The following is a 23,753-nucleotide window of genomic DNA, read 5'->3' as shown; positions in this document are numbered from 1 at the left end:
GGTCGGTCCGGAGGGACCGGGTCGGTCCGCTCGGGCCCGGGTGGGGCCGCTCGCGCGCGCGGGCGGCCGAGACGTCAGTAGGAGGAGGTGTCGTCGCCGAGTGCCGACGCGGTGCCGGTGGACGCACGGTGTGCGACCTCGTCGAGGATGCGTGCCGAGGCGCTCGTGCCGATGCGGTCGGCACCCGCCCGGACCATCTCGAGCAGCGTGTCGAGGCCGCGGACGCCGCCGGATGCCTTGACACCCGTGTCGGGACCGACGGTGTCCCGCATCAGGCGGATGTGCTCGGCCGTCGCGCCGCCGCCGGCGAACCCGGTCGACGTCTTCACGAAGGCCGCGCCGGCGCGCTGGGCCGCTCGCGATGCGGCGACGATCTCGTCGTCGGTCAGGAACGCGGTCTCGAGGATGACCTTCACCACGGTGTCCCCGGCGGCGTCGACGACCGCACGGACGTCCTGCTCGACCCGGTCCCAGTCACCGGAGCGCGCTGCGCCGACGTTCTGCACCATGTCGAGCTCGAAGGCGCCGTCGGCCAGGGCCTGCAGCGACTCGGCGACCTTCGCGGCGGTGGTCGTGGTGCCGTGCGGGAACCCGATCACGGTGCCGACGCCCACCCCGGTGCCCTGCAGGCGCTCCACGGCGTGCGCGACGTCGCTCGGACGGACGCAGACGCTGAAGACCCGGTGCGCCGCGGCCTCGTCGAGCTGCGCATCGACGTCGGCGCGGGTGAGCTCGGGCTTCAGGATCGCGTGGTCGATGAGGGCGCGCACGGCGTCGGCGCCGAGCTCGTGCTGGTCGGCCCGGTCCTGGTGTGCGGGGATCGCTGCGTTGTCCACCCGGAAAGCCTACCCGGAGGCGACGCGCGTACCGTGCCCTCCATGCAGGTCCTCGTCACCGGTGCGACCGGGTACATCGGCGGACGACTCGTGCCCCGCCTCCTCGAGGCCGGGCACGACGTCCGTGTCTTCGTCCGCACGCCGCGGAAGCTCCAGGACGTGCCCTGGCACGACGACGTCGAGGTCGCCGAGGGCGACCTGCAGGACGCCGAGGCAGTCCGGTCCGCCGTCCAGGGTGTCGGGGCCGTCTACTACCTCGCGCACGCGATGGGTGCCGACGGCGACTTCGAGCAGGCCGAGCGGGACGCCGTCGAGACGATGGCGCGCGAGGCCCACGACGCCGGTGTGCGCCGCTTCGTCTACCTGGGCGGACTGCACCCCGACGGCGAGCTGTCGAAGCACCTCCGGAGCCGGAAGGAGGTCGGGGACGTGCTCCTGGCCTCCGGCGTGCCGACGATCGCCTACCAGGCCGGTGTCGTGATCGGCTCGGGGAGCACCTCGTTCGAGATGATCCGCCACGTGACGGACGTCCTGCCCTGGATGCCGGCACCCCGCTGGGTCCGCAACCGCATCCAGCCGATCGCCGTCCGTGACGTCCTGTACTACCTCGTCGAGGCGCTCGGCATCCCCGCCGACGTCAACCGGACGTTCGACATCGGTGGTCCCGACGTCCTCAAGTACGGGCAGATGCTGAACGGCTACGCGGTCGAGGCGAAGCTGCCGCAGCGGCGCTTCACCGTGCTGCCCGTGCTGACCCCGGGTCTCTCCGCACACTGGTTCAACATCGTGACGCCGATCCCGCGGAAGCTCGCGACACCGATCATCGAGTCGCTCCAGTTCGAGTGCGTGCAACGCGAGCACGACATCGACCGGTACGTCCCGCGTCCGGAGGGCGGACTCACCTCCTACCGCCGTGCCGTCCGGCTGGCCCTGACGAAGATGCGGAAGGGCGAGGTGCAGACGAGCTGGCGCAGCGCCACGCTCTCCTCGACCCCGGCGGACCCGCTGCCGAGCGATCCGGAGTGGGCCGGGCACACCGTCTACGTCGACGACCGGAAGCGGCACTCGAGCGCGAGCGCGGACGACGTCTGGGGCGTCGTGGAGTCGATCGGCGGCGAGAACGGCTGGTACTCCTTCCCCCTGGCGTGGGTGGCGCGCGGCTGGATGGACAAGGTCGCCGGCGGGGTCGGCCTGAACCGCGGTCGACGCGACCCCCACCGCCTGGAGCAGGGCGATGCACTCGACTGGTGGCGGGTGGAGCGGCTCGAACGCGGGCGCTACCTGCGGCTCCGCGCCGAGTTCAAGTCGCCGGGACGCGCCTGGCTCGAGATGCGGGTCACCCCGAGCGACGACGGCGGCAGCGACTACCACCAGCGGGCGATCTACTTCCCCCAGGGACTGCCCGGACGCCTGTACTGGTACGGCATCCTGCCCTTCCACGGCATCATCTTCCCCGGCATGGTCGAACGCATCACGGCGGCGGCCGAGCGCGAGTCGCAGCACACGGAGTCGACGGGGCGGAACTGGACCCAGCAGAATGGGCCGCAGGAACCGGTACACGAGGAGGCAGCATGACCACCGAACACCCCACCGTCCTGTTCCTGGGCGACAGCATCACCGAGCAGGGTTCCTGGGACCAGTGGCTCCCGGGCGAGCGCACGAGCAACCAGGGCGTCGGCGGCGACACCACCGACGGGGTGCTCGCGCGACTCGACGCCGTGATCGCCGAGCAGCCCGAGGTGATCGTGCTGCTCATCGGGACGAACGACTTCGGGAACCACCGGTCGAGCGTCGAGCACGTCGTCCGCGGCGTCGAGTCGATCCTGGTGACGCTCCGCCGCGAGCTCCCCGGCGTCCGTCTGCTGCTCGTGTCGATCCTGCCCCGCCAGGCCGACTGGTGCGCCAAGATCGAGGAGGCGAACCGGCACCTCCGTCAGTTCGTCGCCACCTGCCACGCCCAGTACCTCGACCTCTGGCCGGCCCTCGCGGAGGACGACCACCTCGCCGACCGCTACACCGAGGACGGCCTGCACCTCACCGCCGACGGCTACCGCGCGGTCGTCGACGAGCTCGTCCCGGCGCTCGAGCGCGTCCGCGGGCTGCCGCCGATGTCCCGTCCGATCCAGGCGATCGACCTCGAGGAGGCCGGCGCCTGATGGCACGGAAGGGTCGGCCCCCCGCAGGCTCGTCGCTGCAGGGGGTGCCGACGCACCGCCCCGACGAGCGCCCGGCGACCACCGCGGCGTCGGCCGACGGGATGCCGCCCTTCACGCGCCCGGCACTCGCGCCGTCGCTGCTCGCCGCGGTCGTCCTCATCGCCTTCGTCGCGGTCCTCGACTCCTCGGGCTTCGTCTTCGTCCGGTGGGGCGTGACGGTGCTCGCGCTGATCGTGCTCGTCTTCGCCGTCCGGGGCCGCTCCTGGTGGGCCGTCGCGCTCACGGCCGCGATCGCGGTGTGCTGGAACCCCGTCGTGATCGTGCCGATCCCCGGCCAGGTCTGGGCGGGCCTCCAGCTCGTCGCTGCCGCGGCCTTCATCCTGACCGGCATCGCCGTCAAGGTGCCGCGCGAGACGGACGCGGGGCGCGCCTCCCGACCGTGACCGCGCGGCGCTCGCGCGCGCCCGTCGGACGGTAGGATCGCAGGAGCCGGGCACAGGGCCCGGCTGACGCGATGCGAAGGGCATGGATGAGCCACGAGACCGAGCCGGCGACCGAGAGTCCTCTGCTGAACCCTCGACCGTCCTCCGGCGGTCTCGACCGACCTGACGTCGTCGTCCGCAAGGGACGCCTGACCCTGGTCAACGGGCACCTGACGCCCCAGCAGTCGATGATCGAGGACCTGTTGTTCCTCGACGACGCGCTCACCGCCGGCGACGTCGACCACCTGCTCATCCGCGGCAACGACCGACGTCCGGTCGTCGCGGTCGACGAGCGCGACCGGCAGCGTGCCGAGAGCGCGATCATGGCCGCCGCGGTCAACGAGCCGTTCTACGCGAAGCCGCCGGGACAGCCCGCCGTGCTCGTGGTCGACGACGGTCTCGGATCGGTGGACGAGCCGGTGCTCCGGCTCTTCCGACCCCGGCTCGAGCCGATGGGACGCCTCCGCTACGGCGCCGAGACGAGCGTGCAGCTCGAGTTCTGGCGCGTGACCGACACCGAGGTGCTCGCCCCCGTCGAGAACGCCCTGATGCGCCGCAGTCTCCCCGTCGAGGAGTTCGAGCTCGTCGACATCGAACGCTACGGCCGCACCTGGCGCACCGTCGAGCACATGTTCGACGACCACGTGTCGGACATCCGGTTCCCGATCGACATCGTCTTCTCGTGGGTCGACGGCAACGCGATCGAGTACCAGCGGGCACGTCAGGCCGCGCAGGCGAACGCCGTGCTGGGGGAGGGCGACGATGCTCCGGCGCGCTTCCGACAGATCGACGAGCTGAAGTACGCGCTGCGCTCCGTCCACACCTTCGCGCCGTGGATCCGCCAGATCTACATCGCCACGGACTCGCCGGCGCCCGCGTGGCTCGCCGACCACCCGAAGGTCCGGATCGTCCGGAGCGAGGAGTTCTTCGCAGACCCCTCGGTGCTCCCGACGCACAACTCGCAGGCCGTCGAGTCGCAGCTGCACCACATCCCGGGCATCAGCGAGCACTTCATCTACTCGAACGACGACATGTTCTTCGGACGGATGGTCGAGCCCTCGGTGTTCTTCAGCCCGGGGTCGGTGTCGAAGTTCATCCTCGCGACCACCCGCATCGGGCTCGGGACGAACAACCCGGCACGGAGCGGGTTCGAGAACTCCGCCCGCGTCAACCGTCGCCTGCTGCAGCAGCGCTTCGGCGCGGTGACCACACGGCACCTCGAGCACGCGCCCACACCGCTGCGCGCCTCGATCATGACCGAGATGGAGCACGAGTTCGCAGACGAGTTCCGCGCGACGATGGCATCGCGGTTCCGCGCGGCCGAGAACATCTCCGTGACGAACTCCCTGTACCACTACTACGCGCTGCTCACCGGTCGGGCGATCGTGCAGGAGAACGCTCCGGTGCGCTACGTCGACACGACGATGCAGTCCGGGCTGAAGGCGCTGGAGGACCTGCTCAAGAAGCGGAACGTCGACTTCTTCTGCCTGAACGACGGGAGCTTCCCGGAGGTCTCCGACGACGAGCGCACCCGGCGCGTGACGGACTTCCTCGAGAAGTACTTCCCGTTCCCGGCGCCGTGGGAGCAGGACGCGCAGTAGCCCCCAGCGGACCGTCCGGCCCGGTCTCCCTCGTGGCGGCGAGCGGGCCAGCCCTGGCGCCGCCGAGCGAGCGGGTCTTTCCTGTCGCGCTCAGCGCGCTGGCGCGACGAGTCGTGCCCGCCGGACGACCGGCGCGCGGCATGTCGTGCTCGCTCGGCGGGCAGGAGTGGCCTCAGCGACGGACGGGAGGCTCGGCGCGCGTCCCACAGGGACGTCACCCGCATGTCGGTGTGCGGCCTGCAGCGACGTCAGGCCGTCATCGGCGGACGGCCGTCAATGACGGACAGCCGTCGAGGACGGACAGCCGTCAGCGGCGGACGGGGGAGGTGGGCACCGTGTCGAGGGTGAACACCGGGATGCTCGAGGTGACGGGCGCCGGCTCGACGGCCGGGGCGATGGCGATGCCGGCCGCCGCGAGACGCGCCTCCGTCTGCTCCGACGACACCGGTTCGCCGACCGTGGAGTAGTGGCCGATCGGCACCACCGAGTGCACGACGTTGTTCCCGTACACGTGGACGAGGTTGAACGACTGCGCGCCGTCCTGCCCCCGTGTACCGCCCTGGTACTCCGTGAGGTCCTGCGTGTAACAGGTGGCACTCGCAACGGACACGGGCACGCCCGCGAACACGGCGCTCGTCGAGTAGTGCAGGTGTCCGGCGATGATCGAGATGACGTCCGACCCCTCGACCACCTCCGCGAGGGCCGCCTGGTCGCGCAGTTCGACGAGGACGGCGAGGTCCTGCACGCTCGGCACGGGCGGGTGGTGCATGGCGAGGATCGTGCCGTGCGGCGCCGCCTCGGACAGCACCTCGGCGAGCCAGTCGAGCTGCGCGGGGGAGACCTCGCCGTGGTGTGCCCCCGGCACGCTCGTGTCGAGGGTGATCACGCGGAGGCCGTTCACGTCGTAGACGAAGTCGACCGGACGATCGGTCGGCTGCAGCCCGAAGAGCTCCTGGCGGAAGGCCCCGCGCTCGTCGTGGTTCCCCATGGCCCAGATGACCTGCGCGCCGATCCGGCGGGCAGCCGGCTCGACGATGTCGCGGATCCGGACGTAGGCACCGGCTTCGCCCTTGTCGGCGACGTCGCCGGTGACGACGATGGCCTCCGGGTGGGTGCCGGAGGCCTCGATGTCGGCGACGATCGCCGAGAGCCGTGCTGCGGAGTCGACGTCGCCGTAGAGCGCGCCGTCACCCGCCACGAGGTGGGTGTCGCTGAGGTGGAGGAGGAAGTGGTTCGGCCTGGGGTGTTCGGCCGTCCGGCTGTCCATCGGTCTCTCGTTCCGTTGGCGGATGCGTGGTGCAACACGTTGCCACACCGTCGATGACGAGTCCAGCACGCCACTCTGAATGCACGGTGAACCGGGAGTGGCGAGTCTGCACCAGAACAGGCGAACGAACGAGCCCCCCGACCACGGTGTGGTCGAGGGGCTCGTTCGTTCTTGCCGAGGAACCTAGTGGTTGCCTGCGCCGAGCGCGGGAGCCTGGGCCTGGTGGTCGCCCTCCAGCTCCGGGCCGTGGTGCGCGGCGTGCGCTGCCTCGAGCTCGGCCTTCGTGACCGGCGCGATGCGGTCCTCGAAGAAGAAGCGGGACAGGTTCGCACGGACCTTCTGCACACCGGTGATCCGACCCTTGGCGTCCGGACGGACCATGAGCGGCTTGTACTCGTTGAACTGCAGGAGCTTCCAGCGCTCGTACTCGTCGAGCTGCTCGTGCACCTCGATGTACTCGCCGTGCGGGAGCCGGACGATGCGACCCGACTCGTAGCCGTGCAGGACGATCTCGCGGTCCTTCTTCTGCAGCGCCAGGCAGACCCGCTTCGTGATCCAGAAGGCGACGAACGGACCGAGGACCGTCGTGGCCTGGATGACGTGGATCACGTGCTCGATCGACACCATGAAGTGCGTCGCGATGATGTCCGACGAGGCAGCGGCCCAGAGCGACGCGTAGAGCGTGATGCCCGCGGCACCGAAGGCGGTACGGGTCGGAGCGTTGCGCGGACGGTCGGCCAGGTGGTGCTCACGCTTGTCGCCCGTGACCCACGCCTCGAGGAACGGGTAGGCGAACATCGCGATGATGAGCGCCATGAGGACGGCGATCGGGACGAGGATGTTGAACGACACCGTGTAGCCGAACCACACGACCTCCCAGTGCGGCGGCACCAGACGGAGCGCACCGTCCGCGAAGCCGATGTACCAGTCGGGCTGGGTACCGGCGGACACGGGGGAGGGGTCGTACGGGCCGTAGTTCCAGATCGGGTTGATCGTGAACAGCGACGCGATGAGGGCGAGGATGCCCGCGACGATGAAGAAGAAGCCACCGGCCTTCGCGGCGAACGCCGGGAGGATCGGGACGCCGACGACGTTCTCGTTGGTCTTGCCGGGGCCCGCGAACTGCGTGTGCTTGTTGATGACGACGAGCACGAGGTGGACACCGAGCACCGCGACGAGGATCGCCGGGAGCAGCAGGATGTGCAGCGTGTAGAGGCGGCCGACGATGTCCGTGCCCGGGAACTCGCCACCGAACAGCAGGTAGGCGATCCACACGCCGATCACCGGGACGCCCTCGATCATGCCGACGATGATGCGCAGGCCGTTGCCGGAGAGCAGGTCGTCGGGGAGCGAGTAGCCGGTGAAGCCCTCGGCCATGGCCAGGACCCAGAGCACGAAGCCGAAGACCCAGTTGAGCTCACGCGGCTTGCGGAATGCACCGGTGAAGAACACGCGGGCCATGTGCAGCATCACCGAGGCGACGAACAGCAGGGCGGCCCAGTGGTGGATCTGTCGGACGAACAGACCACCGCGGATGTCGAAGGAGATGTTCAGCGTGGACTGCAGCGCGGTCGACATCTCGACGCCCTTGAGCGGGACGTACGAGCCGTTGTAGACGACCTCGGTCATCGACGCCTGGAAGAAGAACGTCAGGAAGGTCCCCGACAGCAGGACGACGACGAAGCTGTACAGCGCGACCTCGCCGAGCATGAAGCTCCAGTGGTCGGGGAAGATCTTGCGCCCGACCTCCTTCACCAGGCCCGAGATGCTCGTGCGCTCGTCGATGTAGTTGGCGGTGGCCCCGATGAGTCGGGACCCGCGCGTCGGCTCGGGCCGTGTGGCCGTGGCCGGCGCGCTCGTGGTGGTGGTGCTGGTCATCAGCGTTCACGCTCCCAGAAGGACGGTCCGACCGGCTCGTGGAAGTCGCTCTGTGCGACCAGGTAGCCGTCGTCGTCGATCGCGATCGGAAGTTGGGGGAGGGGACGTGCAGCCGGGCCGAAGATGACCTCGCAGTTGTTCGAGACGTCGAACGTCGACTGGTGGCACGGGCACAGCAGGTGGTGCGTCTGCTGCTCGTAGAGCGCGACCGGGCACCCGACGTGGGTGCAGATCTTGGAGTAGGCGACGATGCCGTCGTAGCCCCAGTCCTCGTGCCCCGCGGAGGGGTTGAGGTCCTTCGGGTCGAGACGCATGAGGAGGACGGAGGCCTTGGCCTTCTCCTCGAGCATGTGCTCGGAGTCGAGCATGCCGTCCGGGATGACGTGGAAGACCGAACCGATGGTGACGTCCGACGCCTTGATCGGCAGACCCGTCGGGTCCTTCGTCAGTCGCATGCCGGACTTCCAGAAGGTGTGGCGCAGGAGCTCGTTCGGGTCCTCCGCCGGGGCGAAGTCACGGACGAGGACGACACCGGGCAGCGGGAAGGCCACCAGGGCACCGATCATCGAGTTGCGGATCAGCTTGCGACGGCTGAACCCGGACTCCTTGTCGGCGAGCTGGAACGCCTCGACCGCCTTGGCACGGGTCGCGTCGGTGCCACGGGTGCTGTGACGCAGTTCCGTGATCTCGCGGTCCACGACGAGCGACTTCGACCAGTAGACGGCGCCGAGGCCCAGCGCGAGCAGGGCCAGGGCGATCGCCAGACCGAGCCAGAGGTTGCCGGCACGGACCGTGCCGAAGTCCTCGGGGTCGATCGGGAAGGCGATGTACGCGGCGATCGCGAGGACGCTGCCCACGATGGACAGGTAGAAGAACGTGGCGACCTGACGCTCGGCCAGACGCTGCTTCTTCGGGTCGACATCGGTGCGGCGCGCGCGGTGCGGCGGCTCACCCGGGTTCTCGAACGGGTCCGCGGGGACGACCGCGATCCCGGCCGACGTGCTGGTCGCGCCGTGCTTCTCGACAGCCGAGGACGAGTTCACTGCCTCGTCGTCGTGCTCTGCCATGGTGTTCCCTTCAGTGTCGTTCGACACGGACGATCAGTTGGACTTCGCGGTCAGCCAGACGGTCATCGCGACGACCGCGCCGAGTCCGAAGATCCAGATGAACAGACCCTCTGCCACCGGGCCGAGGGAGCCGAGGGCGAACCCGCCCGGCGACTTGTTGTCCTGCACGTACTTGAGGTACGTGATGATGTCGGCCTTCTGCTCCGGCGTCAGGTTGAGGTCGTTGAAGACCGGCATGTTCTGCGGGCCCGTGACCATGGCCTCGTAGATGTGCTTGCCGGAGACCGACTGCAGGTTCGGGGCGTACTTGCCCTCGGTCAGCGCACCACCGGCACCGGCCACGTTGTGGCACATCGCGCAGTTGATGCGGAAGAGCTCGGCACCCTCGGCAGCGTCGCCGCCACCGTTCGTGAGCTCGGAGGAGGGGATCGACGGGCCGGGGCCGAGCGACGCGACGTAGGCGCCCATGGCGTCGATCTGCTCGTCCGTGAACTGGGCGGGCTTCTCCTCGGCCTGGGGGCCCTGCGCGGCCATCGGCATGCGACCGGTCCCGACCTGGAAGTCGACCGACGCGGCGCCGACACCGATGAGGGACGGACCCTCGCCGGTGCCCTGCGCGTCGAGACCGTGGCAGGTGGCGCAGTTCGAGGCGAAGAGCTTCTCGCCCTCGTTGACCTTGGACTGGCTGGACACCGCGGAGGTGGTGCTGTCGTCGGCGTTGGCCGTCGAGCTGAACAGCGCGTACGCACCGCCGGTGGTCATGAGACCGACGACGATGAGCGAGACGGTCGCCATCGGGGAACGGCGGCCCTTCTTGGACTTGCTTCTGGTGAACATGCGGTGGGGGGTGTCCAGTTCCTACTTGAGAAGGTAGATGACAGCGAAGAGGCCGATCCAGACCACGTCGACGAAGTGCCAGTAGTACGACACGACGATCGCGGTGGTCGCCTCCTTGTGCCCGAAGTTCTTGGCGGCGAAGCCGCGGCCGAGGGTCAGGAGGAAGGCGATGAGACCACCCGTGACGTGCAGGCCGTGGAAGCCGGTGGTCATGTAGAACGCGGAACCGTAGGCGCTCGACGAGAGCGTCACGCCCTCGTGCCAGAGGTTCGCGTACTCGAAGATCTGGCCGCAGACGAAGATCGCGCCCATGCAGTACGTGACGAAGAACCACTCCGTCATGCCCCAGTCCTTCGGGTTCCAGCTCGTGCGGTGCACCTGGAAGCGCTCCGCGGCGAACACCGCGAACTGGCAGGCGAAGCTGGACAGCACCAGGATGATCGTGTTCACCGAGGCGAACGGCACCTCGAGCTTGGCGGTCTCGGTCGCCCAGAGCTCGGGCGAGGTGCTGCGCAGGGTGAAGTAGATCGCGAACAGGCCGGCGAAGAACATGACCTCGCTGCCCAGCCACACGATCGTCCCCACGGCAACGGCGTTCGGCCTGTTCAGGACCGGACCGCTGGCGGATCTGGAGAGAGGGGTGCTAGTCACGTCCTCCATTATGGCCGAAACCACTGACAGTGTTTTCGCAGGACACTGGCGGGTCGTTCGAACTCAGTACGATCGAGCCATGTCCCACGCACTCTCCTGGCCTGCAGTGATCAGCGCGCTCATGGCGCACGAGGACCTCTCGATCAGGCAGTCCACGTGGGCCATGGAGGAGATCGTCCAGGGACGTGCGACCGCCGCACAGATCGCGGCCTTCGCGGTCGCGCTCCGGGCCAAGGGGGAGACCGTCGACGAGGTCGTGGGCTTCCGCGACGCCATCCTCGACGCCGCCGTCCCGCTGGACGTCGACCCGATGGCGCTCGACATCGTGGGCACCGGCGGCGACGTCGTCGGTACCGTCAACGTCTCGACGATGGCCGCGATCGTCATCGCGGCCGCGGGCGTGCCGGTCGTCAAGCACGGCAACCGCGCGAGCTCGTCGAAGTCCGGCTCGAGCGACGTGCTCGCCGCGCTCGGACTCGACCTCACGATGGACGCCGCGCGTGTCGCGGACACCTTCCGGCGTGTCGGTCTGACGTTCGCGTTCGCGAGCGCGTTCCACCCCGGCTTCGCGCACGCGGCACCGGTCCGGCGTGAGATCGGGGTGCCGACGGTCTTCAACTTCCTCGGCCCGCTGGTGAACCCGGCACGGTGCGAGGCGAACGCCGTGGGCGTCGCACAGCTCGAGCTCGTCCCGATCATCACGGGTGTCTTCCAGACCCGCGGCGCCACGGCGCTCGTGTTCCGCGGCGACGACGGCCTCGACGAGCTGACCACGACGGGCCACTCCCACATCTGGGAGGTCACGGGCGGCCGCGTCACCGAGCACGACCTCGACCCGCGCGACCTCGGGATCGCCCGCGCGCGCACCGAGGACCTGCTCGGCGGCGACCCGGAGCACAACGCCGCCGTCGTGCACCGCGTGCTGGCGGGTGAGACCGGTCCGGTCCGCGACATCGTGCTGCTCAACGCCGCCGCCGGCCTGGTGTCCTTCCGCCTCGCCGAGGACCCCGAGCAGGCGGACCGACCGATCCTGCAGCGCTTCCGCGAGCAGCTCGCCGTCGCAGCCGAGGCCGTCGACTCCGGCGCCGCCGCGCGGAAGCTCGCCGACTGGGTCGGCGCCGCGCCGGCGGCCTGAGCAGCCCCGCGCGGGACGCCGGCGTCGGCGCGAGCCGCACCGGAGAAGACGAGACGCCCCCGGATCCGGGGGCGTCTCGTCGTGCGGGCGGCGTCCCGTGGCGAGCAGACGGACACGGGGGTCCCGCGCCGGACGCACCACCGCAACGGCCTGGAGGCGCGGTGCCGGCCCGTCGGACCGACACCGCGCCTCCAGGCGGTCACCTCGTCAGCGCGTCAGCGCACGTCCTCGTCGACCCAGTCGAAGGTCTTCGTGACGGCCTTCTTCCACAGGCGGAGCTGGCGGTCGCGCTCGGCGTCGTCGAGCTGCGGCTCCCAGCGCCGGTCCTCCTGCCAGTTGGCGCGGAGCTCGTCGAGGTTCGCCCAGAACCCGACGGCCAGACCGGCGGCGTACGCGGCACCGAGGGCGGTGGTCTCCGCGACGACCGGACGGACGACCGGCACGTTGAGGATGTCCGCCTGGAACTGCATGAGCGCGTCGTTGGCCGTCATGCCACCGTCGACCTTGAGCTCGGTCAGGTCCACGCCGGAGTCCGCGTTCACGGCGTCGAGGACCTCGCGGGTCTGCAGCGCCGTCGCCTCGAGGGCGGCACGGGCGATGTGCCCCTTGTTGACGTAGCGGGTCAGGCCGACCAGGGCACCGCGGGCATCCGGTCGCCAGTACGGCGCGAACAGGCCCGAGAACGCCGGGACGAAGTACACGCCACCGTTGTCCTCGACGGTCTTGGCGAGGGCCTCGACCTCCGGGGCGCTGCCGATGATGCCGAGGTTGTCGCGGAGCCACTGGATGAGCGAGCCCGTGACGGCGATCGAACCCTCGAGGGCGTAGTGCGTCTCCTGGTCGCCGAGCTTGTAGCCGACCGTGGTGAGCAGCCCGTTCTCCGAGCGGACGATCTCCGTGCCCGTGTTGAAGATGAGGAAGTTGCCGGTGCCGTAGGTGTTCTTCGACTCGCCCTGGTCGAACGCGGCCTGACCGAAGGTCGCGGCCTGCTGGTCGCCGAGGATGCCGGCGATCGGGACCTCGCGGAGCAGGCTGGAGGACTCGACGTGGCCGTAGACCTCGGAGGAGCTGACGATCTCCGGGAGCATCGACTTCGGCACCCCGAAGTCGGCCAGGATGTCGTCGCGCCACTGGAGCGTCTCGAGGTCCATGAACAGCGTGCGGGACGCGTTCGTGACGTCGGTCTTGTGGACGCCGCCGTCGGTGCCACCCGTCAGGTTCCAGAGGACCCAGGTGTCGGTGGTGCCGAAGAGCAGGTCGCCCGCCTCGGCCTTCTCGCGCGCACCCTCGACGTTGTCGAGGATCCAGGCGATCTTGGTACCGGCGAAGTACGTGGCGAGGGGCAGGCCGACGATCGCCTTGTAGCGGTCGGTGTCACCGTCGGCGAGCTCGTCGACGATCGACTGCGTGCGGGTGTCCTGCCAGACGATGGCGTTGTAGACGGCCTTGCCGGTGTTCTTGTCCCAGACCACGGCGGTCTCGCGCTGGTTGGTGATGCCGACCGCCGCGACGTCGTGGCGGGTGATGTCGGCGCGGGACAGGGCCTGGCCGATGACCTCGCGGACGTTGTCCCAGATCTCCGCCGGGTCGTGCTCGACCCAACCGGCACGCGGGAAGATCTGCTCGTGCTCCTTCTGGCCGACCGACTTGATCGAGCCGGAGTGGTCGAAGACGATGGCGCGCGTCGAGGTCGTGCCCTGGTCGATGGCGACGATGTAGTCGGCCATGGGTTCTCCTTGGGTTGCGTTCGGTGTGGTGGACGGGTGGTCGTCAGGAGACGACGGGGAGCAGGAAGGTCGAGGCACCGGCGGCGAGGGCGCCACCGACGAGCGGGCCGACGACCGGGACCCAGGCGTAGGACCAGTCGCTCGAACCCTTGCCCTTGATCGGGAGGATCGCGTGGGCGATGCGCGGGCCGAGGTCACGGGCCGGGTTGATGGCGTAGCCGGTGGGGCCACCGAGCGAGACACCGATCGCGATCACGAGGAAGGCGACGGGGACGGCACCGAGCTCGGCCGGGGTCTTGCCGTTGGTGAAGGCGAGCACGACGAACACGAGCACGAAGGTGCCGATGACCTCGGTGACGACGTTCCAGCCGTAGCTGCGGATGGCCGGGCCGGTCGAGAAGACACCGAGCTTGGCGGCCGCGTCGGGCTCCTCGTCGAAGTGCTGCTTGTACGCCAGCCAGACGATGACGGCACCGATGATCGCGCCGATGAGCTGGGCGATCCAGTAGAGGAACATCTCGCCGACGGTGATCTTGCCCAGCAGGGCGAGGCCGAGGCTCACGGCGGGGTTGAGCTGACCACCGGAGCTGTACGACACGGTGACGCCGGCGAAGACCGCGAAGCCCCAACCGATCGTGACCATGAGGAAGCCGGCGCCGAAGCCCTTGGACTTCGTCAGCGAGACGGCGGCGACGACACCGCCACCGAGGATGATGAGCAACGCCGTACCGACGAGCTCTGACATGAAATTGACGCCGATGCCGTCCATCGGTGACCTCCAGTGCGAGTGGTGGGGGTCCGGTGGCTGCTGCGTCCGGCACTCCCCGTCGAGTGATTGGGGCCGAGCATAGTGAGGCGAATCGTCGCGACGCGATCACGCAACGAGTCGAGTCCGCGAAACTGCACGAACGTGCACGAGCGGTGTGCGGTCCGGCATCCCGCACCGGGGCCGCGGGAGCATGGCCCTGCACGAACGTGCACCCGAGGCGAACGGGCGGTCGCTGTAGGGTGAACGCACTCCGGTCGACGACGGCGGTGTGGATCCGCCCGCGGTCGACCCCCGTCCTCGTGGAGGTCCGTCATGAAGAAGCTCATCAACGATCCGCACGACGTCGTGACCGAGACCGTCCGTGGGTTCGCCCGGGCGCACGAGGGGCACGTCGTCCTGGTCGAGGACCCGATCCACCTGCACCGCGCCGACGCCCCCGTCCGCGGCAAGGTCGGCATCGTGAGCGGCGGCGGCAGCGGGCACGAGCCGCTCCACGCCGGGTTCATCGGCCACGGCATGCTCGACGCAGCCGTGCCGGGGCCGGTCTTCACCAGTCCGACCCCGGACCCCATCGTCGCCGCGACGAAGGCGGTGGACGGGGGAGCGGGCGTGCTCCACATCGTGAAGAACTACACCGGCGACGTCCTCAACTTCGAGACCGCGGCGGAGCTGGCCGAGCTGGAGGACATCCGCGTCGAGTCCGTCGTCGTCGACGACGACGTCGCCGTGCAGGACTCGCTCTACACGGCAGGACGCCGCGGCGTGGCCGGCACCGTCGTGGTCGAGAAGTGCGCCGGCGCCGCAGCCGAGCGCGGCGACGACCTCGACGCCGTCGCGGCGGTCGCCCGCCGCGTCAACGAGGTCACCCGGTCGATGGGCCTGGCCCTGGGCTCCGGCACCGTCCCGCACGCGGGGGAGCCGTCCTTCACGCTCGCCGACGACGAGGTCGAGCTCGGGATCGGCATCCACGGCGAGCCCGGCCGCGAGCGCATCCCGATGGCTCCGGCCGACCAACTCGTCGACCGCGTGCTCGAACCGGTGCTCGCCGACCTCGACGCGCCTGCGGGCTCGCAGCTGCTGCTCCTCGTGAACGGGATGGGCGGGACCCCGCTGTCCGAGCTCTACATCGTCTACCGGCGCGCCGCCGAGGTCCTCACGGACCGTGGCCACCACGTCGCGCGTAGCGTGGTCGGCGACTACGTCACGTCCCTCGAGATGCCGGGCTTCTCGATCACCGTCACGGTGCTCGACGAGGAGCTCACGGCACTCTGGGACGCCCCGGTGGAGACCCCGGCGCTGCGCTGGGGTCGCTGACCACCGTCCACCATCCAGGAAGGAACACGAATTGGCGCTCGACACCGCATGGGCCATCGACTGGGTGCGCCGCACCGCCGCGACGATCGACGACCACCGCGCCGAGCTCGTCACGCTCGACCGTGAGATCGGCGACGGCGACCACGGAGAGAACCTCGACCGGGGGTTCCGCGCCGTGCTCGAGACCGTCGACGGCGGCTCCTTCGACACCCCCGGAGCGGTCTTCAAGGCCGTCGCGACGAAGCTCATCTCGACGGTGGGCGGTGCCGCCGGTCCGCTCTTCGGGACCGCCTACCTGAAGGCCGCCCAGGCGGCCGGCGACGCGACCGAGCTCGACGCCGACACGGTCGTGGCCGTGCTCACCGCCGCACGCGACGGTGTCGTCTCCCGTGGCAAGGCCGAGGTCGGCGACAAGACGATGGTCGACGCGTGGTCCGCGGCCGTCGACGCCGCGACCGCCGCTGCGGCGGCCGGCGACGGGCCGGAGCGCGTGCTCGAGGCCGCCGCCGACGCCGCCGTGACCGGCGCCGAGTCGACCGACCCCCTCGTCGCCCGCAAGGGCCGCGCCAGCTACCTCGGGGAGCGGGCGATCGGACACCGCGACCCCGGGGCGCAGTCGACGGCGTACATCCTGCGCGCAGCGGTGGACGCCGCGTGACCGTCGGGATCCTGGTCGTCTCGCACAGCGCGGCGATCGCGACCGGCACCGTCGAGCTCGCCCGCCAGATGGCCGCGGACGTCCCGATGGTGGCCGCCGGCGGCACGGACGACGGCGGCATCGGGACGTCCTTCGAGGCGATCGCCGACGGCATCCAGGAGCTCGCGCCGGCGGACGCCGTCGTCGTGCTCTGCGACCTCGGCTCCGCCTACCTGACCACCGACACCGCACTGGACTTCCTCGACGAGGCCGACCGCGACCGGGTGCACGTCTCGCAGGCCCCGCTGGTCGAGGGCACGGTGGCCGCGGCGGTCGCCGCGCAGACCGGCGGCGACGTCGACGCCGTCCTGGCCGCTGCGTCATCGGCCGCACGGTCCGCGGACGACGACGAGAGCGCCTCCGACCCGACGGGGGACCAGCCGGGAGGCACGGCGCCCGCCGACGACGCGGATCCGACCGACGGGGCGGTCACCGAGACCGTCGAACTGGTCAACGAGAGCGGCCTGCACGCCCGGCCCGCGGCCGAGTTCGTGAAGGCCGCCGCGAAGCACGAGTCGCGCGTCCGCGTCAACGGCGTCGACGCGAAGAGCCTCCTCGCGATCATGGCGCTCGCCCTGCCGAAGGGCGCGAGCGTGACGATCGAGGCGGACGGACCCGACGCACGGGACGCCGTCGACACCCTCGTCGCGCTCGTCCGCTCCGGCTTCGGCGAGTGACGAGCGCCGCCGCGCGCGCCGAGGGGGCGGGCGCGGCGGAGGTGCTCAGCGTCCGGGTGTCACGAACTCCTGCAGCCCCGTGACCCGGAGCAGGTCCAGCTTCGCGGCGTCCTCGCTGCCGGGCACCGCCGTGTAGACCACGATCCGCAGGTCGCTGCCCGGCACGCTGAGCACGTCGCAGTCGATCTCCACCGGGCCGACCGGGGTGTGCACGACCTTGCGACTGGTCCGGTGCTCGGCGATGCGCCCGCCGTGCCAGCGCCGCTCGAACTCCGGGGACGCACGGCGCAGCCGTGCCACCAGCTCCGCGAGACGCCGATCCGCCGGGTACCGGCCCAGGGCGGAGCGGAGGTCGGCGACCAGGTCGCTCGAGAAGTCCTCCTGGTGGGTGTCGTCCCACTCGACGCCGTCGTGCCCCTGCGTGAAGTGCCGCCACACGAGGTTCGCCTCGAGGCCCGTCCAGCGCCCGGGGTCGCCGGAGACCGTGGCCCAGAGGTCGTTCCACAGCACGATGTCGTGCGCCGCCGTGAACACGGCCAGCGGGACGTCCCCGAGCCGGTCGAGCATGCGGTGCACGCCGGGCGGGACGTGGCGGGGGACCTCGCCCCGCGAGGGCACCGCGGCGCCCGCGACCCGGAACAGGTGGTCGCGTTCGGCCTCGGTGAGCCGGAGCGCGGTCGCGAGTGCGCCGAGCAGCTGCGGTGAGGGGTTCGTCGCCCTGCCCTGCTCCAGGCGCACCACGTAGTCGACGCTGACCCCGGCCAGGGTCGCCAGCTCCTCGCGTCGGAGCCCGGCGGTGCGCCGGCCCGGCCCCGCCGGCAGTCCGACCTCGGCCGGACGCACCCGGTCACGCCAGGCGCGCAACACCTCCGCGAACTCGCTCATGCGACCATCATCACCCGGTTCGGGCAGGCGGTCCTGGTACTGCCGGTCCCACCGTCGACCGGTGCCTGGGAACCCGACGGCGACGCGGGCATCGTGGACGGCATGACCACCACACTCATCACCGGGGCCAACCGTTCGCTCGGCCTCGAGACCGCACGCCGACTCGTCGAGGCCGGGCACACCGTGTACGCCGGCATGCGTGACCCCGCCTCCGGGGACGAGGCGCGCGCCCTCGGCGCGCACGTCGTGGCGCTCGACGTCACCGAGCAGGCGAGCGTCGACGCCGCGCTCGCGTCACTGCCGGAACTCGACGTGCTCGTGAACAACGCGGGGGTGCTCGGGACCGCGTTCGGCGTCGACGACCTCGACGCGGACGCGATGGCCGACGTGCTCGACACGAACGTCGTCGGGGTCGTCCGGGTGACGCAGGCGGCCCTGCCGCTGCTGCGTCGCTCGTCGAACCCGGTGATCGTCAACGTCGCGTCCGGCGTCGGCTTCGCGCGCTGGCTCATCACGCCCGGTCGCGACGAGCACCCGGTCCCCGCCGTGCCGTACGCGGCGTCGAAGGCGGCGCTCATCGCCGCGACGGTGCAGTACGCGAAGAACCTGCCCGGGTTCCGCGTGAACGCGACCGACCCCGGCTACACCGCGACCGCGTTCAACGGCTTCGGCGGGCACCAGACCGTCACGGAGGGCACGGACGCGACGGTGGCGCTCGCGCAGGTCGGCCCGGACGGACCGACGGGGGAGTTCCACGACCGGACCGGCCGCATCGAGTACTGACCGGGCGGCGGACGGGAGGCACGTGGCGGGTCCGCCACGCGCCTGCCGTCGGTCGGTCTGCCAGGATGACGGCATGCGCGCAGTCCGGTACGACCGCTTCGGTTCCATGCCCGTCATCGTCGAGCTCCCGACGCCGGAGGCACCCGTCGACGGCGTCGTCGTCACCGTCCGTGCGACCGGGGTGTGCCGGAGCGACTGGCACGCGTGGAAGGGCCACGACGACTCGGTGTCGTTGCCGCACGTGCCGGGCCACGAGTTCTCGGGGACCGTGTCGGCCGTCGGCGACGACGTCACCGGCTTCGCCGTCGGCGACCGGGTGACCGCGCCGTTCGTCTTCGCCTGCGGTACGTGCGAGCAGTGCCGCGACGGGGCCACGCAGGTGTGCACCCGGCAGCAGCAGCCCGGGTTCACGCTGCCGGGCTCGTACGCCGAGGCGGTGGTGGTGCCGCACGCCGACGTGAACCTCGTGGCGCTGCCCGACGAGGTCGGCTTCGCCGAGGCGGCGGGGCTCGGCTGCCGGTTCGGCACCGCGTACCACGCGCTGCACGCACGGGGTCGGGTCGCCGCAGGGGAGTGGGTCGCCGTCTTCGGCTGCGGCGGTGTCGGACTGTCCACCGTGCTGGTCGCCGTGGCAGCGGGCGCACGCGTGGTCGCCGTCGACGTCTCGCCGGCAGCGCTCGAGCGGGCGGCGGCACTCGGCGCGACCACGCTGCCGATGGGCGAGGACGTGGCGGCGACGGTGCACGGTGTGACCGGAGGGGGCGCGCACGTGTCGGTGGACGCCTACGGCAGCCGGGCGACCTCGCTCGCCGCGGTGGGCTCGCTCCGTCCGCGCGGTCGGCACGTGCAGGTCGGCCTGTTGCTCGACGACGAGGCCGTGCCGGTCATCCCGATGGGCAGGGTCATCGCCGACGAGCTCGAGCTGCTCGGGAGTCACGGGATCGCAGTGGGGGAGTACGCCGCGATGCTCGACGACGTGGTCGCCGGTCGGCTCCGTCCCGCCGAGTCGATCGGACGGACGATCGGGTTCGGCGACCTGCCCGATGCGCTCGAGGCGATGGACCGGCCGGCGACCGGGTCGGGGATGACCGTCGCGGTGTTCTGAGACGCCGCCGTCCCGGTCATCTGCGACCTGCGGACAGCCGGTGTGTCATCTGACATACTGCGGAGATGACGTGGGGAAGCGGAGCTGGCGTCGAGCTCGCGGAGCTCGCAGTGATCGACGACTGTCGGCTGACGGTGCCACCGGGCGTCGACCGGGCGGACGGAGTCGTCCGCTCGTTCGTGGCGCGGATCCCACCGGGGGCGTCGACGGGGTGGCACCGGCACGACGCCTGGCAGACGGGCATCGTCGCCCGGGGGCGACTGCGACACCGGACGGCCGACGTCGTGCAGTACCACGAAGCCGGTCAGATGCTCGTCGAGGCACCCTTCGTCGACCACGAGGCAACGAACGTGTCCGACGAGGAACTGGTGCTCGTGTTCGTCGCGGCGCAGGTCGACGACTGCCCGCTGGTCACGCCGAGACCCGCGCCCTGACGCAGGGCGGGGCGATCAAGGGGGGCCGCACAGGTGGGAGTCCGACCGTCTCGAGTCACCCAAGTTGACATAATATGCATTATCGGCGCTCAAACATCGTGAGTTGCATCAGATGCAAGTACTCCGGCAAGGGCAGCACAGCTACTAAACGCCCGATCAGGACCGCGGTTGCGAGGACGACCCTCTCTCACCGAAGGTTCACCCTTGTGCTTCCGATCTGCATGGGCGTAGGTTTCCTGCATCTAACGCAGGATTCCACGGATCGAGGGCGGCATGGTGAGTGAGGTTCCGGGCGCAGTACCGAGGCATCTACGGGATCGCTCCGCACACCTTTTCCGCGCTGACGAGCGCGTGTTCGAAGCGATGATCGACGGGTGGACAAGCCAGATGCTGGCGCGAGGTCTGCAGACTTCGACGATCGAGCCAAGACTCAGTCTCATCCGAAGGTTCCAGAGCTACGCCGGCACTTTTCCGTGGTCGTGGCGACCGGCAGACCTCGACGAGTTCCTCGCGGAACATCGCCTGGGAGAGCACGCGTACGCCCTGACGACACTGCGGGCGTACAGCAACGCGATCGCGGCGTTCTGTGGGTACGTCGCGAATACTGCCTACGGCTGGGTGGACTACTGCGAGTCGATGTTCGGCGATGTTCCGGCGCAGATCGTCTTTGAATGGAACTCCCCGCAGCACACGGCGGACGACGCTCGGGATCCGCGGCGACGTGCGTTCACGATCTCAGAACTGCAAGCCCTGTTCGACCACATCGACGATCAGGTTGACTTCGCCTACAAGAAGCGTCTCAAGCAGTGGCCCGCTCTGATGCGAAATTCGACGGCGTTCAAGGTCGGTTACGCGTTTGGGCTCCGACGTCGCGAACTCGCGATGCTGGAGATCGAGGATTTCGGACCCAACCCTCATGTTCCGGACTACGGCCTGTTCGGCGCGCTGACGGTCCGCTGGGGCAAGGGCACGAAGGGATCTGGGCCACGGCGCCGGACCGTGTTGACCGTTCCTGAGTTCGAGTGGGTGGTCCCGCTCCTCAGGAACTGGCTCTCCCCCGGACACCGCGACCGGTTCAAGACCGCAGACCGGTCCTCCGCGCTCTGGCCAAGCGAGCGCGGCCGAGTCGCCGTCAGCACGGTCGGTGACGCCTTCGTGGCCCTTCGTCGCGCCGTCGGCTATGACGAGGGCCTGAACCTGCACTGTCTTCGACACTCCTACGTCACGCATCTGCTAGAAGCCGGCTACGACGCAACGTTCGTTCAAACGCAGGTCGGGCACCGCCACGCCTCAACGACAAGTCTCTACACTTCAGTTGGATCCGACTTCAAGCAGAAGATCCTGCAACAGATGGTTTCGGCCCGGATCGCTCAGCGAGAGGAACACCCAGATGAGTGAGCAGCGTCGAATCGGCTACCGCTGGAACCTTCGCACCCTGATGGCGCAACACAATCTCTGGAAGAGCACTGAACTCGTCCCGCTGTTGCGAGCTCGCGGCATCGACCTCTCGGAGAGCCAGGTCTATCGTCTCGTCACCGGCACCCCAGAACGCATCCCCGCTCGAACCTTCGCTGCGCTTTGCGACATACTCGACTGCACCCCCAACGACCTCTTCGAGCCCTTCGTTGAGATGCGAGCAGCCGGCCGCGTCAACGCCCCCAAGCCGGGCGATGCACCACCCAACATAAACGGCGCCCCCGTGGCCCATCGGATCCGCCTCGCCGACGATCATGGTTAGGCCGAAAGCGCCAGAGGACGCGAATGCTCACGAGGCCTGCGGCCGCTGCCGCGAACACCGGCCCGCAGCCGCACGTTGGCCCGACGGGCTGATCTGCCAGAACTGCTATCGAAAGGCGATCCGAACGTCGGGAACCTGCACCGTCTGTGGACATGTCGGTGTCCTACCTGGAACCTCCAAGGGCGGCCCGACCTGCCGCACCTGCTCAGGCATCCGTATCAATATCGACTGCGTGCGCTGCGGCGCCGAGGACGAGCTCTATTCCCAGGGCCGGTGCTGGTCATGCGCACTTTCCGACTACGTCGATGCCGCATTGACTGCGCCGCACGGCAACGTCCCCGCCCAGCTCAGGCCCTTGGCAGAGGCTCTCAAGCGAATGCAGCGCGCGAACTCCGGTTTGACCTGGATAAGACAGGACCACGTACAGGCCACGCTCCGCGAAATCGCTGCGACCGGAACCATCACACATGAGGCAATCGACGAGCTGCCGAGATCCAGAACGAGGGAGTTCGTCCGTGGCCTCCTCGTCGAACACGGTGTGCTCCCCCGGCGCGACCACTACCTCGCAGCCTTCACCGAGTGGCTCGTCCAGATCCCCGACCGCGTCGCCGCCGACGAGCATCGTCGTCTGATTGACCGATGGATCCGATGGAGCTTCCTTCGAAAGTTCAGCGCGATGGACGAAGTTCCTCAAGGCGCCTTCTTGCGCGCCAAGCAGACGATCACCGTCGGCATCGAATTCCTCAATTGGCTCACCGAACGCCACGTCTCGTTCGTCGACATAACGCAGGGCGATATCGACCGCTGGCTCGCCAGCGGACCCTCCACGCGGCAGTTCATCGACCGGCTGATCCCCTGGGCGCAGAGCGCCCGATTGATCAATCGGGATTTGTTGGTTCCCCGGCACCGCCGCGGGACCGCCTCGCGCATGAGCTCGACTGACCAGGCCCGCGCAACGGAGCGCATCGTCCATACAGACGAATTGTCTCCGCGAGACCGGGCAATCGGAATCTTGGTGCTCGTGTTTGGCCAGCAGCTCCGCAAGAGCCTCCAACTACGGTGGCGTGACCTTGAGATCAGCGAAGACGCTGTCCGTGTTCGACTCGGTTCTATCAACGTCGAACTGCCTCCACCACTGGACGCGCCTTGGCGGCAGCTGCTCGCGGAACCCGTCAACCTTCGAACCGCGTCACACCCGAGCAGCGACTGGGTCTTCGTTGGACAGGCACCAGGACGACCGATCGACCCCAGCCACATCGCTAGCCACCTGCGCGACGTCTTCAGTGCTCGCGCGGCTCGCCTAGGCACGCTAAACGAGCTGAGCAAGCTCGGACCAGTACCGATCATCGCTGAGGCACTGGGCTACTCCCCCGCCACGATCGAAGCGCATCGCATCGACTCCGCTTCCACATATTCGCAATACATCGGAGCGGTTAGGCGACAGCGCGCCCAAGGGATATGAAGATGAGCCGCATCGGATCGATCGGCGTGTAATACAGAGAAGGATTGACGACGGACAAATCGTCCGGTGAGCCGAACGTCCTCGGAGCGCCCCGCCTCGAGGGGCGGCAGTCGACTGTTCTCGACTACTGGTAACGCGGCAACGCTTCTACCGAACCCAACGTCTTCTACGATCAGCCCGAGTACGAGCAATGAACTCGCGTCGACCGACCGGAGCTCGAGCATCGCGCGGCGCATGCGCCGCCTCAGACGG

Annotated in this window: 23 protein-coding genes; 14 read left to right on the top strand and 9 right to left on the bottom strand. The window is 69.6% G+C overall.

The features are described from left to right. Nucleotides 1-74: 74 nt before the first annotated feature. On the bottom strand, nt 75-836 hold the full coding sequence (gene deoC / locus ACIP6W_RS09430; protein WP_400338111.1) for a deoxyribose-phosphate aldolase: 762 nt from the start codon (nt 834-836) through the stop codon (nt 75-77). Nucleotides 837-878: 42 nt separating this feature from the next. On the opposite strand from deoC, the gene ACIP6W_RS09425 reads away from it, so the two are divergent. From ACIP6W_RS09425 to ACIP6W_RS09410, 4 genes are all read left to right on the top strand, one after another. After that, complete coding sequence (locus ACIP6W_RS09425; RefSeq protein ID WP_251155484.1) at nt 879-2,411, top strand: SDR family oxidoreductase; 1,533 nt, start codon at nt 879-881, stop codon at nt 2,409-2,411. After that, nucleotides 2,408-2,992, top strand: a complete 585-nt coding sequence (locus ACIP6W_RS09420; RefSeq protein WP_209682587.1) for a GDSL-type esterase/lipase family protein — start codon at nt 2,408-2,410, stop codon at nt 2,990-2,992. Before ACIP6W_RS09425 ends, ACIP6W_RS09420 begins: the two co-directional genes overlap by 4 nt. Continuing rightward, nucleotides 2,992-3,435, top strand: a complete 444-nt coding sequence (locus ACIP6W_RS09415) for a DUF6804 family protein (protein WP_400429150.1) — start codon at nt 2,992-2,994, stop codon at nt 3,433-3,435. Before ACIP6W_RS09420 ends, ACIP6W_RS09415 begins: the two co-directional genes overlap by 1 nt. Before the next feature lie 86 nt (nt 3,436-3,521). After that, complete coding sequence (locus ACIP6W_RS09410) at nt 3,522-5,075, top strand: stealth conserved region 3 domain-containing protein (protein WP_209682584.1); 1,554 nt, start codon at nt 3,522-3,524, stop codon at nt 5,073-5,075. 307 nt (nt 5,076-5,382) lie between these two features. Here the strand turns inward: ACIP6W_RS09410 and ACIP6W_RS09405 are convergent, their stop codons facing one another. The 5 genes from ACIP6W_RS09405 to ACIP6W_RS09385 form a co-directional block, all read right to left on the bottom strand. Beyond that, nucleotides 5,383-6,342 (bottom strand): phosphodiesterase, encoded by a 960-nt coding sequence (locus ACIP6W_RS09405; RefSeq protein WP_251160218.1) that lies wholly within the window; start codon nt 6,340-6,342, stop codon nt 5,383-5,385. A 183-nt stretch (nt 6,343-6,525) separates the two neighbouring features. Next, nucleotides 6,526-8,220 carry a ubiquinol-cytochrome c reductase cytochrome b subunit gene (locus tag ACIP6W_RS09400; RefSeq protein WP_066654312.1) on the bottom strand — a complete coding sequence of 565 codons (1,695 nt, stop codon included), beginning with the start codon at nt 8,218-8,220 and terminating at the stop codon, nt 6,526-6,528. After that, nucleotides 8,220-9,287, bottom strand: coding sequence for a ubiquinol-cytochrome c reductase iron-sulfur subunit (locus ACIP6W_RS09395; RefSeq protein ID WP_066654314.1), 1,068 nt, complete (start codon nt 9,285-9,287; stop codon nt 8,220-8,222). Before ACIP6W_RS09395 ends, ACIP6W_RS09400 begins: the two co-directional genes overlap by 1 nt. Before the next feature lie 33 nt (nt 9,288-9,320). Then, nucleotides 9,321-10,124 carry a cytochrome c gene (locus ACIP6W_RS09390; RefSeq protein WP_066654316.1) on the bottom strand — a complete coding sequence of 268 codons (804 nt, stop codon included), beginning with the start codon at nt 10,122-10,124 and terminating at the stop codon, nt 9,321-9,323. Nucleotides 10,125-10,145: 21 nt separating this feature from the next. Continuing rightward, entirely contained in the window at nt 10,146-10,784 is a 639-nt protein-coding gene (locus tag ACIP6W_RS09385; protein WP_058727853.1) for a heme-copper oxidase subunit III, read from the bottom strand. 70 nt (nt 10,785-10,854) lie between these two features. Between ACIP6W_RS09385 and trpD the strand changes: the two genes are divergently transcribed. Next, a complete protein-coding gene (trpD, locus tag ACIP6W_RS09380) occupies nt 10,855-11,910 on the top strand; it encodes an anthranilate phosphoribosyltransferase (RefSeq protein ID WP_066654317.1) in 1,056 nt (351 codons plus the stop codon). Between the two features lie 215 nt (nt 11,911-12,125). Here trpD and glpK read toward each other — a convergent pair whose 3' ends face one another. Both glpK and ACIP6W_RS09370 read right to left on the bottom strand, forming a co-directional pair. Continuing rightward, on the bottom strand, nt 12,126-13,637 hold the full coding sequence (gene glpK, locus ACIP6W_RS09375; protein ID WP_209682576.1) for a glycerol kinase GlpK: 1,512 nt from the start codon (nt 13,635-13,637) through the stop codon (nt 12,126-12,128). A 43-nt stretch (nt 13,638-13,680) separates the two neighbouring features. Continuing rightward, nucleotides 13,681-14,406 carry an MIP/aquaporin family protein gene (locus ACIP6W_RS09370; RefSeq protein ID WP_251155489.1) on the bottom strand — a complete coding sequence of 242 codons (726 nt, stop codon included), beginning with the start codon at nt 14,404-14,406 and terminating at the stop codon, nt 13,681-13,683. A gap of 312 nt (nt 14,407-14,718) precedes the next feature. Between ACIP6W_RS09370 and dhaK the strand changes: the two genes are divergently transcribed. The 3 genes from dhaK to dhaM are packed head-to-tail and all read left to right on the top strand — an operon-like array spanning nt 14,719 to nt 17,094. Beyond that, nucleotides 14,719-15,720, top strand: a complete 1,002-nt coding sequence (gene dhaK, locus ACIP6W_RS09365) for a dihydroxyacetone kinase subunit DhaK (RefSeq protein WP_066654323.1) — start codon at nt 14,719-14,721, stop codon at nt 15,718-15,720. A 31-nt stretch (nt 15,721-15,751) separates the two neighbouring features. Next, the gene (gene dhaL, locus ACIP6W_RS09360; RefSeq protein ID WP_251160217.1) at nt 15,752-16,378 is read left to right on the top strand and encodes a dihydroxyacetone kinase subunit DhaL; all 627 of its coding nucleotides are present in this window, start codon (nt 15,752-15,754) and stop codon (nt 16,376-16,378) included. Next, nucleotides 16,375-17,094 (top strand): dihydroxyacetone kinase phosphoryl donor subunit DhaM, encoded by a 720-nt coding sequence (gene dhaM, locus ACIP6W_RS09355; protein ID WP_251160216.1) that lies wholly within the window; start codon nt 16,375-16,377, stop codon nt 17,092-17,094. Before dhaL ends, dhaM begins: the two co-directional genes overlap by 4 nt. 45 nt (nt 17,095-17,139) lie before the next feature. Here dhaM and ACIP6W_RS09350 read toward each other — a convergent pair whose 3' ends face one another. Further along, a complete protein-coding gene (locus ACIP6W_RS09350; RefSeq protein WP_251160215.1) occupies nt 17,140-17,979 on the bottom strand; it encodes a helix-turn-helix transcriptional regulator in 840 nt (279 codons plus the stop codon). 102 nt (nt 17,980-18,081) lie between these two features. Here ACIP6W_RS09350 and ACIP6W_RS09345 point away from each other — a divergent pair, with 102 nt between their 5' ends. From ACIP6W_RS09345 to ACIP6W_RS09320, 6 genes are all read left to right on the top strand, one after another. Next, complete coding sequence (locus ACIP6W_RS09345; protein WP_066658234.1) at nt 18,082-18,762, top strand: SDR family NAD(P)-dependent oxidoreductase; 681 nt, start codon at nt 18,082-18,084, stop codon at nt 18,760-18,762. A 73-nt stretch (nt 18,763-18,835) separates the two neighbouring features. After that, complete coding sequence (locus ACIP6W_RS09340; RefSeq protein WP_066654332.1) at nt 18,836-19,867, top strand: alcohol dehydrogenase catalytic domain-containing protein; 1,032 nt, start codon at nt 18,836-18,838, stop codon at nt 19,865-19,867. A 65-nt stretch (nt 19,868-19,932) separates the two neighbouring features. Continuing rightward, nucleotides 19,933-20,301, top strand: a complete 369-nt coding sequence (locus ACIP6W_RS09335; protein WP_400429146.1) for a cupin domain-containing protein — start codon at nt 19,933-19,935, stop codon at nt 20,299-20,301. A 351-nt stretch (nt 20,302-20,652) separates the two neighbouring features. Next, the gene (locus ACIP6W_RS09330; protein ID WP_368003984.1) at nt 20,653-21,699 is read left to right on the top strand and encodes a tyrosine-type recombinase/integrase; all 1,047 of its coding nucleotides are present in this window, start codon (nt 20,653-20,655) and stop codon (nt 21,697-21,699) included. Continuing rightward, the gene (locus tag ACIP6W_RS09325) at nt 21,692-22,039 is read left to right on the top strand and encodes a helix-turn-helix domain-containing protein (RefSeq protein WP_368003985.1); all 348 of its coding nucleotides are present in this window, start codon (nt 21,692-21,694) and stop codon (nt 22,037-22,039) included. Before ACIP6W_RS09330 ends, ACIP6W_RS09325 begins: the two co-directional genes overlap by 8 nt. Before the next feature lie 232 nt (nt 22,040-22,271). Then, the gene (locus tag ACIP6W_RS09320; protein WP_400429143.1) at nt 22,272-23,501 is read left to right on the top strand and encodes a Fis family transcriptional regulator; all 1,230 of its coding nucleotides are present in this window, start codon (nt 22,272-22,274) and stop codon (nt 23,499-23,501) included. Nucleotides 23,502-23,753 lie beyond the last annotated feature (252 nt).

It is taken from the genome of Curtobacterium sp. NPDC088465 (assembly GCF_044753165.1).
Taxonomy (GTDB): Bacteria; Actinomycetota; Actinomycetes; order Actinomycetales; family Microbacteriaceae; genus Curtobacterium.
The sequence above is the reverse complement of the archived record's forward strand: the minus strand, read 5'-3'. Positions and strand labels throughout refer to the sequence as shown.

What these genes read in the sequence shown, in the direction of transcription:
- ACIP6W_RS09410 (WP_209682584.1), top strand. Translation starts at nt 3,522, where the DNA reads ATGAGCCACGAGACCGAGCCGGCGACCGAGAGTCCTCTGCTGAACCCT.
- ACIP6W_RS09425 (WP_251155484.1), top strand. Translation starts at nt 879, where the DNA reads ATGCAGGTCCTCGTCACCGGTGCGACCGGGTACATCGGCGGACGACTC.
- ACIP6W_RS09395 (WP_066654314.1), bottom strand. Translation starts at nt 9,287, where the DNA reads ATGGCAGAGCACGACGACGAGGCAGTGAACTCGTCCTCGGCTGTCGAG.
- ACIP6W_RS09350 (WP_251160215.1), bottom strand. Translation starts at nt 17,979, where the DNA reads ATGAGCGAGTTCGCGGAGGTGTTGCGCGCCTGGCGTGACCGGGTGCGT.
- trpD (WP_066654317.1), top strand. Translation starts at nt 10,855, where the DNA reads ATGTCCCACGCACTCTCCTGGCCTGCAGTGATCAGCGCGCTCATGGCG.
- ACIP6W_RS09415 (WP_400429150.1), top strand. Translation starts at nt 2,992, where the DNA reads ATGGCACGGAAGGGTCGGCCCCCCGCAGGCTCGTCGCTGCAGGGGGTG.
- ACIP6W_RS09325 (WP_368003985.1), top strand. Translation starts at nt 21,692, where the DNA reads ATGAGTGAGCAGCGTCGAATCGGCTACCGCTGGAACCTTCGCACCCTG.
- ACIP6W_RS09370 (WP_251155489.1), bottom strand. Translation starts at nt 14,406, where the DNA reads ATGGACGGCATCGGCGTCAATTTCATGTCAGAGCTCGTCGGTACGGCG.
- ACIP6W_RS09335 (WP_400429146.1), top strand. Translation starts at nt 19,933, where the DNA reads ATGACGTGGGGAAGCGGAGCTGGCGTCGAGCTCGCGGAGCTCGCAGTG.
- ACIP6W_RS09400 (WP_066654312.1), bottom strand. Translation starts at nt 8,220, where the DNA reads ATGACCAGCACCACCACCACGAGCGCGCCGGCCACGGCCACACGGCCC.
- ACIP6W_RS09385 (WP_058727853.1), bottom strand. Translation starts at nt 10,784, where the DNA reads ATGGAGGACGTGACTAGCACCCCTCTCTCCAGATCCGCCAGCGGTCCG.
- ACIP6W_RS09390 (WP_066654316.1), bottom strand. Translation starts at nt 10,124, where the DNA reads ATGTTCACCAGAAGCAAGTCCAAGAAGGGCCGCCGTTCCCCGATGGCG.
- glpK (WP_209682576.1), bottom strand. Translation starts at nt 13,637, where the DNA reads ATGGCCGACTACATCGTCGCCATCGACCAGGGCACGACCTCGACGCGC.
- ACIP6W_RS09420 (WP_209682587.1), top strand. Translation starts at nt 2,408, where the DNA reads ATGACCACCGAACACCCCACCGTCCTGTTCCTGGGCGACAGCATCACC.
- ACIP6W_RS09340 (WP_066654332.1), top strand. Translation starts at nt 18,836, where the DNA reads ATGCGCGCAGTCCGGTACGACCGCTTCGGTTCCATGCCCGTCATCGTC.
- dhaK (WP_066654323.1), top strand. Translation starts at nt 14,719, where the DNA reads ATGAAGAAGCTCATCAACGATCCGCACGACGTCGTGACCGAGACCGTC.
- ACIP6W_RS09345 (WP_066658234.1), top strand. Translation starts at nt 18,082, where the DNA reads ATGACCACCACACTCATCACCGGGGCCAACCGTTCGCTCGGCCTCGAG.
- ACIP6W_RS09405 (WP_251160218.1), bottom strand. Translation starts at nt 6,342, where the DNA reads ATGGACAGCCGGACGGCCGAACACCCCAGGCCGAACCACTTCCTCCTC.